The sequence below is a fragment of the Streptosporangium sp. NBC_01639 genome, assembly GCF_045209755.1.
In the GTDB taxonomy this organism is placed as follows: domain Bacteria; phylum Actinomycetota; class Actinomycetes; order Streptosporangiales; family Streptosporangiaceae; genus Streptosporangium.
The window spans coordinates 4,283,218-4,296,007 of the sequence record NZ_CP109272.1 but is presented as its reverse complement, the minus strand read 5'-3'; the positions used below and the strand labels follow the sequence as shown (position 1 = coordinate 4,296,007).

The window sequence follows — 12,790 nt, the reverse complement described above, 5'->3', positions numbered from 1 at the left end:
GTCTGGGATGAAATATCCAGCCCATAAAGTTCCGCGTATGGAGCAGACCAGCACAGCCGACACCCGGGTGGATCGCCGGGCACTCATCGCGGCGGGCGTCACCGTGGTGCTGTGGGCCTCGGCATTCGTCGCCATCCGCAGCGCCGCGCAGTATTTCTCCCCCGGCGCGCTGGCCCTGGGGCGGCTGCTGGCGGGCTCGGTGGTGCTCGGCGCCATCTGGCTGGTCCGGCGTGCGGGGCTGCCGCCGCGCGCCGCGTGGCCCGGCATCCTGGGCTCGGGAATCCTGTGGTTCGGCCTCTACATGGTCGTCCTGAACTGGGGCGAGCAGGAAGTGGACGCGGGAACGGCGGCGATGGTTGTCAACGTCGGTCCGATCCTGATCGCACTCCTCGGCGGCTGGCTGCTCAGGGAGGGGTTCCCGCCCCGGCTGATGTCAGGGATGGCGGTGTCGTTCGTCGGCGCCGTCGTGGTGGGGGTGTCGATGTCCGACGGCGGTCGCTCGTCGGTCCTCGGGGTCCTGCTGTGCCTGCTCGCGGCGGTGACGTACGCCGGAGGCGTGGTCTGCCAGAAGCCCGCGCTGCGGCACGCCTCGGCGCTGCAGGTCACCACCTTCGGCTGCCTGGTCGGTACGGTGGCCTGCCTGCCGTTCGCGGGCCGGCTGGTGTCGGAGGTCGCGGACGCCCCGCTGTCCGCGACGTTGAACGTCCTCTACCTGGGTGTCTTCCCGACCGCCCTGGCCTTCACCACCTGGGCCTACGCGCTCGCCCGCACCACCGCCGGCAAGATGGGCGCCACGACCTACGTCGTCCCGGCCCTGGTGGTCCTGATGGCCTGGGTGGTCCTCGACGAGATCCCCGGCTGGCTGACCCTCATCGGCGGCCTGCTCTGCCTCGCGGGGGTGGCCGTCTCCCGCGGTCGGCCCGCGAGGGCGTGAGCCCCGGAGGGAGCGGTCAGGCGGGTGTCGAGACGCCGAGGCCGCCGCGGGTCCGCGCGCCGTAGCGCTCCTTCTCCCGGGCGATGTCGAGGGGCTTGATGCCGCTGCGCCCGCTCAGCACCTCCTCGGTGAGCAGGTCGGCCGGGACCAGCCAGGACACCTCGAACTCCAGTCCGTCGGGGTCCTTGGCGTACAGGGCCTTGGTGGTGGAGTGGTCCGAGGCGCCGACCAGCGCGTCCAGCTCGCCGAGCTTGAGCGCGATCCGCTCCAGCTCCTCCAGGGTGTCCACCTCCCAGGCCAGGTGGTAGAGGCCGACGGTGGATCGTCCGGCGCCGGAGGGCCCGGCCTGGGCGCCCAGCTCGAACAGGCCGAGGTCGTGGTCGTTGGTGGAGCCGGAGGCCTGCAGGAACGCGGCGCCCCGCATCTCCATGACGATCCGGAAGCCGAGGGCCTCCTGGTAGAAGGCCACGCTGCGCTCGACGTCGCGCACGAACAGGACCGCGTGGTTGAGCCGTTGGACCGGCATGGTTCCTCCCGTAGAAACTTGAACTCTCAAGTAGATTACCGCCGAGTGCTTGAGAGTTCAAGTAAGCTGGGCTTGTGACGCGATGGCTGGACGATGACGAGCAGCGCACCTGGCGTGCGTTCCTGGCGGCCTCCCAGACCGTCCAGGAAGAGCTGGACCGGCAGTTGCAGCGGGACTCCGGCATGCCGCACGCCTACTACGCGGTCCTGGTGAAGCTGTCGGAGGCACCGGGCCGCACGCTGCGGATGAGCGAGCTCGCGTCGGAGGTCAACTCCTCGCAGAGCCGGCTCTCCCACGCGGTGGCCCGGTTGGAGGAGCGCGGCTGGGTGCGGCGCGAGCCGTGTGCGGCCGACCGGCGGGTGAGCTGGGCGGTCCTCACCGACGAGGGATTCACCGTGCTCGCCGCGGCGGCGCCCGGTCACGTCGAGGCGGTACGGCAGAGCCTCTTCGACCGGCTCACCCCCGAGCAGGTCACCCAGCTCGCCGCGATCTGCGACGCGGTGCTGAGGAAACCGGAGATCTGATCGGCCCTGGAGACCCGGTCATTCCGTGGGCCGGCGTGCCCGTCTTACTTCGCGGTCGATCGCCCAGACATCCGCTACCGGGCCCACGTGCCCGAGCTTGTCAGGGTTGATCACCGAGCGGATCGTCTGGATCTGCCCGTCGAGTACATCGAGCGCCAGGGTGTGGAGCACCCTGCCGTCCCGGTCACGGAAGATCGCCCCCGGCTGGCCGTTGATCTCGTGCGGCTCGAACGTCACGTCGACCCGGGCCAGCCGGGGGAAGACGGAGGCAAGCAGCCGGGCCACGTTCTCGGCGCCGATGACGGCCCTGGCCAGCTGCGGGGCCTTGCCGCCGCCGTCGCCGACCATCGACACGTCGGCGGCGAGCAGTTCCCGCAGGCCGGCGACGTCGCCTTCGCGGAGGGCGTCGAAGAACCGCGACGCCAGTTCCTCCCGCTCCTTGCGGACCGTCTCGAAGCGCGGCCGCCCGGCCTCCATATGCCGCCGCGCCCGCACCAGCAGCTGCCGGCACGCCGCCTCCGACCGCCCCACCGCCGCGGCGACCTCGTCGAACCCGAAGCCGAACACCTCCCGCAGCACGAACACCGCCCGCTCCAGCGGGCTGAGCCGCTCCAGCAGCAGCAGCGCCGCCATCGACACCGAGTCGGCCAGCTCCACCGATCGCGCCGGATCCTGATACGGATCGCTCAGCAGCGGCTCGGGAAACCACGGGCCCACGTACTCCTCCCGCCGCACCCGCGCGGAGCGCAGCACATCGATCGAGATCCGCGTCACCGCGGCCGACAGCAGAGCCTTGGTCGACGTGGGCCGGGTCGCCGAGCCGTCAAAGCGCAGCCATGTCTCCTGCACCGCGTCCTCGGCCTCACCCACACTGCCCAGAATCCGATAGGCGATCGAAAACAGCAGCGGCCGCAGCTCCTCGAACTCCTCGACCTTGCTCACGCGGAATCCCTCCCCTTGAAGCCTCCCACCCGGCCGTACTCACCGGCGCAGGCATCTCCTGATGGTCATCCGGACCATCGGCAGGCCGGAGCAACGCCCCGAGCCCGAGGGCCCCGGAGCCCGCAGCCGGACCCCGGGCCGGTCGCTGATGCCGTTCAGTGGAGCTGCCCGGGCTCGTAGTCGCCGGCCGGCTGCCGGGCGATGATGTTCAGCCGGTTCGCCGCGTTCATGAACGAGACCAGGAGCGCCAGAGCGGTGAGCTGCTCCTCGTCGTAGTGCTTGGCGGCGTACGCCCACACCTCGTCGCCGACCCCGTCGGCCGCATCCGCGACCCGGGTTCCCGCCTCCGCCAGCGCCAGCGCGGCCCGCTCGGCCTCGGTGAAGACGGTGGCCTCCCGCCACGCCACGATCAGGTTCAGCCGCACCGAGGTCTCGCCGGCAGCGGCGGCCTCTTTGGTGTGCATGTCGATGCAGGCGGCGCAGCCGTTGATCTGACTTACCCGAAGCGCCACCAGCTCCTGCGTGGCGGCCGGCAGCGGCGAGTCCCTGAGCGCCTTGCCCGCCGACATGAGGTGCTTGAGGGCCTTGCCGGCGGTCGGGTCGGCGAAGTAGTTCAGTCGCGCGTCCATGGTGTGCTCCTCTGCGGTCGTCGGTGGCTACACACCCTGAGACGAGATAGCCCGACCTCCTGTGACATGGACGAACGTGACCTGCGTCTCCCGGCCGGCCGGCCGGCGTCGGCGGTGAGCCGGTCGTGGAAGGCGACGACCGCGTCCTCGTCCTCATGCCACGGCGGGCCGGTGAACGCCTCGCGGTAGACGCTCACCAGTTCGGACCGCCGTACGAGCGTCTGCTCGCCGGTCAGTAGTTCGAGTCTCACACCGGCGCCTGGACCTTCCCGATGCCCAGCGTGCTGGTCATCGGGAGGACACCGGACTCGAAGGCGGCACCCAGCAACGGGAGGCTCAGCTGGGCCAGCCGTTCGGCGCGCTGGGTGCCCAGCGCCCGCCACGGACCGGCGGCGAGGTCGTCGGTCATCCGCTCCACCTGATCGCGCAGCCGTCGCCCCTGCTCGGTGGCCTGTCCGTCAGCGTCGACCAGCCCGCGGCCGGCCAGCCGGTCCTGCGCCGCCGCCCACTCCTGCTCACTCCAGCCGCGTCCGGCGAAGTTCGCCACCGGAGCCGCGCCGACCGCGGCGAAGGAGACCAGCGCCTCGCAGCCGTCGAGATCGGCGGCCATCAGCGCCGCCAGGTGGCCGTCGCCGCGATGCTCGCGCAGCACCGTGTAGGCCTGCCAGAGCACGAGATGCGCCTCGTCGGGCCAGGGCAGGTCGAGGTTGGCGGCGGCCAGCGGCCGGTGCGCCACACTCACGCTCTCCGCCGCCCACCTGGCCAGCTCCGCCGCCTCGGCGATGTCGGGACCGTCGAGCCGGTCGCCGAGCAGGGCGCGGTAGGTGGCGTCCACCGCCCGCAGCCGGGCGTCCAGGACCTTCTCGGGAGCGGCCGTCGCCCAGATCGCCGGAACGTGCTCGGCGACCGTGGCCGGGCTGAAGCTGTAGGCGGTGGCGGTGGCCAGCCGCGGACCGGCGGCCCCCAGCGGTGCCCAGCGCCAGGCGAAGTAGCTCGGCCACCGGGACTCGACGTCGTAACCGAGTCGCGCCGCCTCCTCGAACGCCTGAGACGAGAAGTACAGCATCGCGTGCACCGGTTCGATCTGGTGCCACATCCTGCGCGAGAGACTTGCGTGTTCCGACATGATTTCCTCACTGGCTAGATAGGCTATGCCAGTGACTTTAGATCCCTGGCGCATCACTGGTCAAACGCAAATAGATAGTTATGTCGAACGGCACGTGCAGCGCGCCGTACTTCTGGTGAACGAGTTGACCGTCGACCGGGCACACGGGCGGCAGGTCACGCCGCCGGCCACGGGACCGGACCGCTGGACGGCCATCCAGGAGGCGCTCGCCGCGGCCGGACTGCCACGGAGCGATTCGCTCTCGCCCGCCGACGCCGATCGGCTCGCGGTCGTCGCCGCCCGGCTGCGCCCCGCCTTCGGCACGGAGGCACGCACCGAGCCCGTGATCGAAGGTCTCAATCAGTTGCTGGTACGGCATGGGGCCGTCCCCAACCTGCACGGTCATCCGGACAGGTCCCCCGTGCTGGCCTTCCATCGCGCGGACGCGCGTCTGGTCGACGCCTGGACCGCCGACGCGGCCACCGCCCTGGCCATGGTCATCGGCGTCGGCCAGGGAGAAAGACTCCGGTCCTGCGAGGCCGCGAACTGCGAGCGGGCCTTTTTCGACACCACGCGCAACGCCTCCCGCAGGTTCTGCGGCCTGTCGTGCCAGAACCGCGCCAAGGCCAGCGCCTACCGGCTGCGCCGGGCGGCGAGGACGGACTGAGCGCCTACCGGCTGCGCTGAGGGGCGAGGACGGACTGAGCGCCTACCGGCTGCGCTGAGGAGCGAGGACGGACTGAGGGACGCCGACCAGATAAGGCGGCAAAGTTCCTGCCGGAGGGCCCCCGGTGATGCCGGCGAAATTTTCACCCGTGGGCTGCCGTAACCGCGCAGTGAGCCGGGGAGGGTCGGACCCGTCGGGTCGGTGGGACCGGTCGCGGTCAGCGCGGGGCGGTGGGCGTCCTGGCCGCGGCCAGGTGGGCGCCGGGGTCGGCGATGATCCGGTGGATGACCTGCCCGGCGGCGCCCAGGGTCGCGGCGTCGCCGCCGAGCCGGGAGACCGTGAGCTCGGGGACGGCATGGCGCATCGTGGCCAGCCGGGCGGTCATCGTGTCGTGAGCGGGGCCGTGGATCCACGGGAACAGCGGGGCGAAGATGCCGCCCAGCACGATCGTCCCGGGATCCATCAGGTGGACCGTGGAGGTGAGCGCCACGCCAAGTGCCCGCCCGGCACGCTCGCAGGCGCGCAGCGCGCCGGCTTCGCCCGCCCGGAGGCGTTCCACGAGTTCGGGGATGCCGCCTGCGACGCCGGCCGTCCCACCCGGTCCGGCCACTCCACCCGGTCCGGCCACTCCACCCGGTCCGGCCGTTCCTCCCGGCCCGAGCGCTCCCGCCGCGCCGGCCACCCCGCCCGGTCCGGCGGTCCCGGCTGCTCCGGCCTGCCCGCCCGGTCCGGGCGGCTCGCCGAGCCCTGCGGCCCGCAGGAGGGCCTCCTGGCCCGCGTACTGTTCCAGGCAGCCCCGTCCGCCGCAGCGGCAGGCGGGGCCGTCGGGGGAGACGACCACGTGGCCGAGCTCTCCGGCCAGGCCCCGGGCGCCGCGGAAAAGGGCACCGCCGACCACCAGGCCGGCGCCGATGCCGATCTCCCCGGACACGTGGAGGAAGTCGCCTGCCCCGGAGCCGAACCAGAGCTCGCCCAGCGCGGCCAGATTGGCCTCGTTCTCCACCTCCACGGGGAAGTCCAGCAGGTCGCTCACGCGGACGTCGTGCCAGCCGAGGTTCGGGGCCGAGTGCAGGAGCCCGCCGTCCACGGGGCCGGGGACGGCGAGGGCGGATCCGGCGATGGTGAGACCTTGGGAACGTGCTTCATCCACAGCTTTGTGGGCAAGTTTCTGCAGGTGGGAAAGGGTTTCCACAGGCGTGGCAGTGTGGTTGTCCACAGCCTGTGCACAGCGCAGCCGTACCGAGAGCGTGAGGTCCACGACGCACGCGGACAGGTAGTCGACGTTGATCTCCAGACCGAGGGCCGCGACCCGCTCTCCGCTGAGGTCGATCGCGGTGCCCGGACGCCCCCGCTCGCCGTCCCGCAACGCACCCGACTCGGTGACCATGCCCGCGTCGAGCAGGTCGCCGACCATCTTGGACACCGTGGTCTTGGTCAGTCCGGTGATCTCGGCCAGTGCCGCACGGGTGATCGGACCGCTCCGGCGGACCTCGCCGAGGACCACGCCGAGGTTGCGGGCGCGCATCGAGTCATGGCGTACGGCCTGTGTCATGGAACACCCCCTCTTGACGATCCCACCACCTCGTATCATATTAAGTCCATAAAGTGGATTAAATCGGAGGACCGCAGATGAGCGACTACACGCCCACGCCCCAGGACCGCTTCACCTTCGGGCTGTGGACCGTGGGCTGGCAGGCCCGTGACCAGTTCGGAGACGCGAGCCGCGCTCCGCTCGACCCGGTGGAGAGCGTCCACCGGCTCGCCGAGCTCGGCGCGTACGGGGTCACCTTCCACGACGACGACCTGCTGGCCGTCGAACCGGACCGGGACAGGGCCGTCGAGCGCTTCAAGAAGGCCCTGGCCGAGACGGGGATGAAGGTCCCGATGGCCACCACCAACCTCTTCACCCACCCGGTCTTCAAGGACGGCGGGTTCACCAGCAACGACCGCGAGGTCCGCCGCTACGCCCTGCGCAAGGTGATGCGCAACCTCGACCTGGCCGCCGAGCTCGGCGCGACCACCTACGTCTGCTGGGGCGGGCGGGAGGGCGCCGAGTCCGGCGCCGCCAAGGACATCAGAGCCGCGCTCAGCCGATACAAGGAGGGCATGGACCTGCTCACCTCCTACGTGATCGACAAGGGCTACGACATCAGGTTCGCCATCGAGCCCAAGCCGAACGAGCCGCGCGGCGACATCCTGCTCCCGACCGTCGGCCACGCGCTGGCGTTCATCAACGAGCTGGAGCACTCCGAGCTGGTCGGTCTCAACCCCGAGGTCGGCCACGAGGAGATGGCCGGGCTCAACTTCGCGCACGGCATCGCGCAGGCGCTCTGGCACGGCAAGCTGTTCCACATCGACCTCAACGGCCAGCACGGCACCCGGTACGACCAGGACCTGGTCTTCGGCCACGGCGACGTGAAGAACGCGTTCTTCCTGGTGGACCTGCTGGAGAACGGCGGCTACGACGGCCCCCGCCACTTCGACTACAAGCCGCTGCGCACCGAGGACGCCGAGGACGTCTGGGTCTCGGCCGCGGCCAACATGCGCACCTACCTGATCCTGAAGGAGAAGGTGAAGGCGTTCCGCGCCGACCCGGAGGTCGCCGAGGCGCTCGCCGCCAGCAGGGTCGCCGAGCTGTCGGAGCCCACGCTGGCCCCCGGCGAGACGCTGGAGGACCTGCACCGCGACGACTTCGACGTCGAGCGGGCCGCCGCGCGCGGCTTCCACTTCTCCCGGCTGAACCAGCTCGCCATGGAGCACCTCCTCGGGGTCCGCGGATGACTCTCGTGGCCGGGGTCGACTCGTCGACCCAGAGCTGCAAGGTGGTGATCAGGGACGCCGCGACCGGAGCCCTGGTGCGGCAGGGGCGCGCGGCCCATCCGGACGGGACCGAGGTCGACCCGGCCGCCTGGTGGTCGGCGCTCCAGGAGGCGATCGCGCAGGCGGGCGGGCTGGACGACGTCGCGGCGATGAGCGTCGGCGCCCAGCAGCACGGCATGGTCTGCCTGGACTCCTCCGGCGCCGTCGTGCGGGACGCGCTGCTGTGGAACGACACCCGCTCCGCCGGGGCGGCCCGGGACCTGGTGGCGGAGCTGGGCGGGCCGGCCGGGTGGGCCGAGGCGGTCGGCAGCGTGCCGGTCGCGTCGTTCACGGTGACCAAGCTGCGCTGGCTGGCCGAGCACGAGCCCGGCAACGCCCGCCGTACGGCCAGGGTGTGCCTGCCGCACGACTGGCTCACCTGGCGGCTGGGCGGGGAGTCGGTGACGGACCGGGGTGACGCGTCCGGGACCGGATACTGGTCGCCCGCGACCGGCTCCTACCGGACCGACCTCCTCAAGATGGCCTTCGGTTCCGTCCCCGAACTGCCGCGCGTACTGGGCCCCCGCGATCCGGCGGGCGAACTGCGCGTCCCCGGTTCCTCCCGGCCGGTACGGCTCGCCGCCGGGACCGGGGACAACATGGCCGCCGCTCTCGGGGTGGGCGCCCTGCCGGGCGACGTGGTCGTGTCGATCGGCACCTCGGGGACGGCGTTCGCGGTCGCCGAGGGTCCGAGCGCCGATCCCACCGGTGCCGTGGCCGGGTTCGCGGACGCCACCGGGCGGTTCCTGCCGCTGGTGTGCACGCTCAACGCGGCCCGGGTGCTCGACGCCGCCGCCCGGCTGCTCGGGGTCGACCTCGACCGGCTCGGGCAGCTCGCCCTGCAGGCCCCGGCCGGGGCGGACGGCCTCGTCTGCGTGCCGTACCTGGAGGGCGAGCGGACTCCGAACCTGCCGGCCGCCACCGGTTCGCTGCACGGGCTGACCCTGGGCACCTCGACCCCCGCCCACCTGGCCAGGGCCGCGGTGGAGGGCATGCTCTGCCACCTGGCGGACGCCCTCGACGCCCTCGGGCTGGACCCGGCCCGGGTGCTGCTCATCGGAGGCGGTGCCAGGTCGGAGGCCGTACGGCGGATCGCCCCGATGGTCTTCGGACGGCCGGTGGTCGTCCCCCGGCCCGGGGAGTACGTCGCGGACGGGGCGGCCAGGCAGGCCGCCTGGCTGCTCGACGGCGGCGACGAGCCGCCGGTCTGGGAGGCGGCCGGGGCGGAGCGCTTCGAGGCCGACGCCACACCTGCCGTGCGAGCCCGCTACGCCGAGGTCCGTGACGCCCAGTTCCACGACGGGCGCTGACGGCCCGCTCCGCCCGCCGTCGCCGGCCGTCTCAGCCGAGGTCCGTGACGCCCGGATCTCCGGCGGGCGCTGACGGCCGGCCCCCGCCCGGCCCGCTGTCGCCGGCGTCTCAGGGGTGGGTCAGGGTCGGATCAGGGGCGTCGCCGGATGTATGGACAGGGTCCGGTGGGACAGTCTTGGCCCATGCTCGCGTTGAAGAGGCTCTACCCGCTGGTCGCCTGCGCCGGGATCGTGATGGCCGCGGTGGCCACGGTCGTCGGCCAGCTCGACCCGGACCCCCACCTGGACCCGCTCAACCTGACGATCGGCGAGTACGCGGCGCTGGACCGGGGAGGGGCCGTCGAGCTCGCCATGGCGTCCCTGGGGGTGGGGTCCTTCGCCCTGGTCGCGGGCCTGCGGGCGGCCAGGGCGTCGGTCGGCGTGGCGGCGGAGCGGCTGATGCTGGCGTGGAGCACGGCGCTGGTCGTCATCGCGGTCATGCCGGCCACCGCTCCGATGTACGACTACGTGTCGGTCGCCGCTTTCGTCACCGTGTTCGTCTCCATGCCTGTGGCGGGCGCGCTGATGGTGACGCGGTTCCAGCAGGACGAGCGGTGGCGGGCGGTGGCCAGGCCGGTCGAGTGGCTGGCGCTGGCCGGCGGGTTCGGGCTGCTGGCGATCACCTACGTGGCGCTCCCCGGCGGCCAGGTGCTGATCGGCCTCGCCGAGCGGGTGCTGCTCGGCGCCGAGGTCGCCCTGGTCGGCGTGCTGGCCGTACGGCTGTCGCAGCTGACCTGGATGCGGGTCGTACGGCTGTCGCAGCCGGTCTGGACGCGGGCCACCGCTCGCGCCTCACGCGCCGCTTTGAGCGGACTTGTCTCAGGACATGACTATTTCATGACAGGTCACAAATAGGATACGAATCCCTCTACCAGTCAGTGCTATCCTCAGCGGCGATCTAGAGATCTCCGGAGGCCTCCGCCTCCGGCGCTCCAGGACCGGACCGTAGAGGTGACATGGCATCGAGCAAGTCCATCCGGTTCAAGATCTCGGTGCTGGTGGCCATCCCGCTCACCTCGCTGGTCGCCCTGTGGGGCTTCGCGGCGACCGTCACCGTCGGCGACTCGGTGAGTCTGCTCGAAGTCACCACGCTCTACGACTCCTTCGGCGCGCCCGGTGACACGCTGAACGGTGCGCTGCAGCGTGAGCACCTGCTGTCGGCCGAGTACATGGCGAGCCGATCGGACGCCAACCGCGCCACCCTCGCCGGGCAGCGCGTCGTCACCGACCAGGCCCGCGAACGCTTCCGGAAGGCGACCACCTCCGCGTCGGCCCAGTCGGCCATGAGCGCGGAGATGAGGGCCCGCTTCGACGAGTTGACGAGCCATGTGAACGCGCTCGACACGGTCCGGGCCAAGATCGACAGCGGCCGGATAGGGCCGATCGCCCTCGTCAACGACTTCTCCACGGTGCCCGACGCCCTGAACCGGCTCTTCACCGCCATGAGCCTCAGCAACGACCTGCCGCTCTACCGGCAGTCGCGCGGCCTGTCCGTGATCGTCTACGCCAAGGACTTCCTCGGTCGTGAGCGGGCGCTCGCCGCCGGGGTGCTGGCACGTGGCCGCCCGCTGGCGGGGAGCGAGCTGCGCCTGTTCACGCAGCTGTCCACCAAGCGGCTCTTCCTCATGGACCAGGCTCTTCCGGAGCTGGCACCGGAGCTGCGCCGGCCCTTCGACGAGCTGACCGACTCACAGCTGTACAGCAGGTTCACCGGCCTGGAGGAGCGCCTGCTGGCTGGGGCTCGCGTGTCGCCCACCGACTGGCGGGCCGCCAGCGACGCCCTGGAAGCCGCCTACCAGAGATCCGTGACGGCGGCCGGTGTCGCCCTCTACGACCGCGCGACGCCGGACGCCGTGGCGACCTTCGCCAAAGCGGGCATCGCCGGCGTGCTCGGACTCGTCGCGGTCATCGCGTCGCTGATGGTCTCCTACCGGGTGGGCAGGGGGCTCACCAGGGAGCTCGCCGGTCTGCGGGGGGCGGCCGCGGAGTTGGCGGAGGTACGGCTGCCGCAGGTCATGGAGAAGCTGCGCCGCGGCGAACGCGTGGACATGGCGGCCGAGGCCCCCTCGCTGAAACCGCTGGGCAGCACGGCGGAGGTCCACGACGTCGCCGCCGCCTTCGACAGCGTCCAGCATCGCGCCGTGAACGCGGCCGTGGAGCAGGCCAGACTGCGCGAGGGTGTCGCCCAGTCCTTCCGCAACCTCGCCCGGCGGAGTCAGTCCCTGCTGCAGCGCCAGCTCAAGCTGCTCGACGGAATGCAGAAGCAGGCCGAGGATCCCGACGCGCTGGAGAACCTGTTCCGGCTCGACCACCTCACCACCCGCATGCGCCGCCACGCCGAGGGCCTGGTGATCCTCTCCGGTGGCGCCGCGGGCCGCAAGTGGCGCTCCTCGGTCCTGATGGAGGACGTATTGCGCGGCGCCGCCGCCCAGGTCGAGGACTACGCCCGGGTGCGGATCTACCCGATGCCCGGCACCACCCTGGTCGGCAGTGCGGTGGCGGACATGATGCACCTGTTCGCCGAGATCATCGAGAACGCCACGGTCTTCTCACCGCCCGGGGGCGAGGTGTCGGTCCGGGGCGAGCTCGTGGGACGCGGCTTCACCATCGAGATCGAGGACAGGGGACTCGGACTGACCGCCGAGAAGCGTGCCGCGATCAACGAGCGCCTGGCCAGCCCGCCGGAGCTCGACCCGGCCGAGACCGACCGGCTCGGATTCGCGGTGGTCGGCCTGCTGGCCGCTCGGTACAAGATCGGCGTGACGCTGCGGACCTCGCCGTACGGCGGGACCGGCGTGGTCATCCTGCTGCCGGAGTCCCTGCTGGGCGACCCGGAACCGGTCGAGCCGGCGGAGCCGGCGCTGCGGGAGATCACCGGGGGCGCCGAGCCGGTGGAGCGCCTGCGGGCCGTCGCGCCCCGACCGCCCGCGGAGTCTCCGGCGCCGGCCCCCGCGGATCTGTGGAAGTCGCCGCGGCGTGTCAACGGCGGGTTGCCCCGCCGGGTGCGTCAGGCCGCCATCTCGCCGCGGTTGCGGCAGGATCCGTCTCCGGCCGCCGAGCTGGCGGCGCGGTCTCCTGAGGAGGCACGGGCGCTGCTGAGCTCGCTGCAGGCGGGATGGCGGCGCGGGAGGTCGGACGGGGAAGACGGCGGTGGGGAGCCGTGAGGCGGGGGTGGGAGCGCCACCGCCGGGCCCGATCGGCGGAACCGACGGAGACCACAACGATTGTGATCATCAGAGGGGAAGGGGTTTAACC

At 71.9% G+C, this 12,790-nt stretch carries 13 protein-coding genes; 7 read left to right on the top strand and 6 right to left on the bottom strand.

All coding sequences use genetic code 11. The features are described 5' to 3' along the window. Nucleotides 1-37 precede the first annotated feature (37 nt). On the top strand, nucleotides 38-934 hold the full coding sequence (locus tag OHA77_RS19440; protein WP_326819250.1) for a DMT family transporter: 897 nt from the start codon (nucleotides 38-40) through the stop codon (nucleotides 932-934). 16 nt (nucleotides 935-950) lie between these two features. Here the strand turns inward: OHA77_RS19440 and OHA77_RS19435 are convergent, their stop codons facing one another. Beyond that, on the bottom strand, nucleotides 951-1,460 hold the full coding sequence (locus OHA77_RS19435; protein WP_326819251.1) for a VOC family protein: 510 nt from the start codon (nucleotides 1,458-1,460) through the stop codon (nucleotides 951-953). A 74-nt stretch (nucleotides 1,461-1,534) separates the two neighbouring features. On the opposite strand from OHA77_RS19435, the gene OHA77_RS19430 reads away from it, so the two are divergent. Next, nucleotides 1,535-1,984, top strand: a complete 450-nt coding sequence (locus tag OHA77_RS19430; RefSeq protein ID WP_326819252.1) for a MarR family transcriptional regulator — start codon at nucleotides 1,535-1,537, stop codon at nucleotides 1,982-1,984. Between the two features lie 18 nt (nucleotides 1,985-2,002). On the opposite strand, the gene OHA77_RS19425 is transcribed toward OHA77_RS19430, so the two are convergent. From OHA77_RS19425 to OHA77_RS19410, 4 genes are all read right to left on the bottom strand, one after another. Further along, complete coding sequence (locus OHA77_RS19425) at nucleotides 2,003-2,926, bottom strand: RNA polymerase sigma-70 factor (RefSeq protein WP_406319442.1); 924 nt, start codon at nucleotides 2,924-2,926, stop codon at nucleotides 2,003-2,005. A gap of 155 nt (nucleotides 2,927-3,081) precedes the next feature. Continuing rightward, on the bottom strand, nucleotides 3,082-3,555 hold the full coding sequence (locus OHA77_RS19420; protein ID WP_406319440.1) for a carboxymuconolactone decarboxylase family protein: 474 nt from the start codon (nucleotides 3,553-3,555) through the stop codon (nucleotides 3,082-3,084). Next, nucleotides 3,540-3,806: a hypothetical protein gene (locus OHA77_RS19415; protein WP_406319439.1), complete on the bottom strand. Its 267-nt coding sequence runs from the start codon at nucleotides 3,804-3,806 to the stop codon at nucleotides 3,540-3,542. The genes OHA77_RS19420 and OHA77_RS19415 overlap by 16 nt, the downstream gene beginning before the upstream one ends. Next, nucleotides 3,803-4,681, bottom strand: coding sequence for an SCO6745 family protein (locus OHA77_RS19410; RefSeq protein WP_326819256.1), 879 nt, complete (start codon nucleotides 4,679-4,681; stop codon nucleotides 3,803-3,805). Before OHA77_RS19410 ends, OHA77_RS19415 begins: the two co-directional genes overlap by 4 nt. A gap of 115 nt (nucleotides 4,682-4,796) precedes the next feature. Here OHA77_RS19410 and OHA77_RS19405 point away from each other — a divergent pair, with 115 nt between their 5' ends. Beyond that, complete coding sequence (locus OHA77_RS19405) at nucleotides 4,797-5,327, top strand: CGNR zinc finger domain-containing protein (protein WP_406319437.1); 531 nt, start codon at nucleotides 4,797-4,799, stop codon at nucleotides 5,325-5,327. A 217-nt stretch (nucleotides 5,328-5,544) separates the two neighbouring features. On the opposite strand, the gene OHA77_RS19400 is transcribed toward OHA77_RS19405, so the two are convergent. Next, complete coding sequence (locus tag OHA77_RS19400; RefSeq protein ID WP_406319435.1) at nucleotides 5,545-6,879, bottom strand: ROK family protein; 1,335 nt, start codon at nucleotides 6,877-6,879, stop codon at nucleotides 5,545-5,547. Between the two features lie 77 nt (nucleotides 6,880-6,956). Between OHA77_RS19400 and xylA the strand changes: the two genes are divergently transcribed. The 4 genes from xylA (at nucleotide 6,957) to OHA77_RS19380 (ending at nucleotide 12,699) form a co-directional block, all read left to right on the top strand. Next, on the top strand, nucleotides 6,957-8,108 hold the full coding sequence (gene xylA / locus OHA77_RS19395) for a xylose isomerase (protein ID WP_326819259.1): 1,152 nt from the start codon (nucleotides 6,957-6,959) through the stop codon (nucleotides 8,106-8,108). Next, the gene (xylB, locus tag OHA77_RS19390) at nucleotides 8,105-9,496 is read left to right on the top strand and encodes a xylulokinase (RefSeq protein ID WP_406319433.1); all 1,392 of its coding nucleotides are present in this window, start codon (nucleotides 8,105-8,107) and stop codon (nucleotides 9,494-9,496) included. Before xylA ends, xylB begins: the two co-directional genes overlap by 4 nt. A 183-nt stretch (nucleotides 9,497-9,679) precedes the next feature. Further along, complete coding sequence (locus OHA77_RS19385; protein ID WP_406319431.1) at nucleotides 9,680-10,390, top strand: DUF998 domain-containing protein; 711 nt, start codon at nucleotides 9,680-9,682, stop codon at nucleotides 10,388-10,390. 101 nt (nucleotides 10,391-10,491) lie between these two features. Continuing rightward, nucleotides 10,492-12,699, top strand: a complete 2,208-nt coding sequence (locus tag OHA77_RS19380) for a nitrate- and nitrite sensing domain-containing protein (RefSeq protein ID WP_406319429.1) — start codon at nucleotides 10,492-10,494, stop codon at nucleotides 12,697-12,699. Nucleotides 12,700-12,790: the final 91 nt, after the last annotated feature.

Excerpts from the sequence above, each read along its gene's own strand:
- OHA77_RS19440 (WP_326819250.1), top strand. The coding sequence starts at position 38 with ATGGAGCAGACCAGCACAGCCGACACCCGGGTGGATCGCCGGGCACTC.
- OHA77_RS19435 (WP_326819251.1), bottom strand. The coding sequence starts at position 1,460 with ATGCCGGTCCAACGGCTCAACCACGCGGTCCTGTTCGTGCGCGACGTC.
- OHA77_RS19420 (WP_406319440.1), bottom strand. The coding sequence starts at position 3,555 with ATGGACGCGCGACTGAACTACTTCGCCGACCCGACCGCCGGCAAGGCC.
- OHA77_RS19410 (WP_326819256.1), bottom strand. The coding sequence starts at position 4,681 with ATGTCGGAACACGCAAGTCTCTCGCGCAGGATGTGGCACCAGATCGAA.
- OHA77_RS19400 (WP_406319435.1), bottom strand. The coding sequence starts at position 6,879 with ATGACACAGGCCGTACGCCATGACTCGATGCGCGCCCGCAACCTCGGC.
- xylA (WP_326819259.1), top strand. The coding sequence starts at position 6,957 with ATGAGCGACTACACGCCCACGCCCCAGGACCGCTTCACCTTCGGGCTG.
- xylB (WP_406319433.1), top strand. The coding sequence starts at position 8,105 with ATGACTCTCGTGGCCGGGGTCGACTCGTCGACCCAGAGCTGCAAGGTG.
- OHA77_RS19385 (WP_406319431.1), top strand. The coding sequence starts at position 9,680 with ATGCTCGCGTTGAAGAGGCTCTACCCGCTGGTCGCCTGCGCCGGGATC.
- OHA77_RS19380 (WP_406319429.1), top strand. The coding sequence starts at position 10,492 with ATGGCATCGAGCAAGTCCATCCGGTTCAAGATCTCGGTGCTGGTGGCC.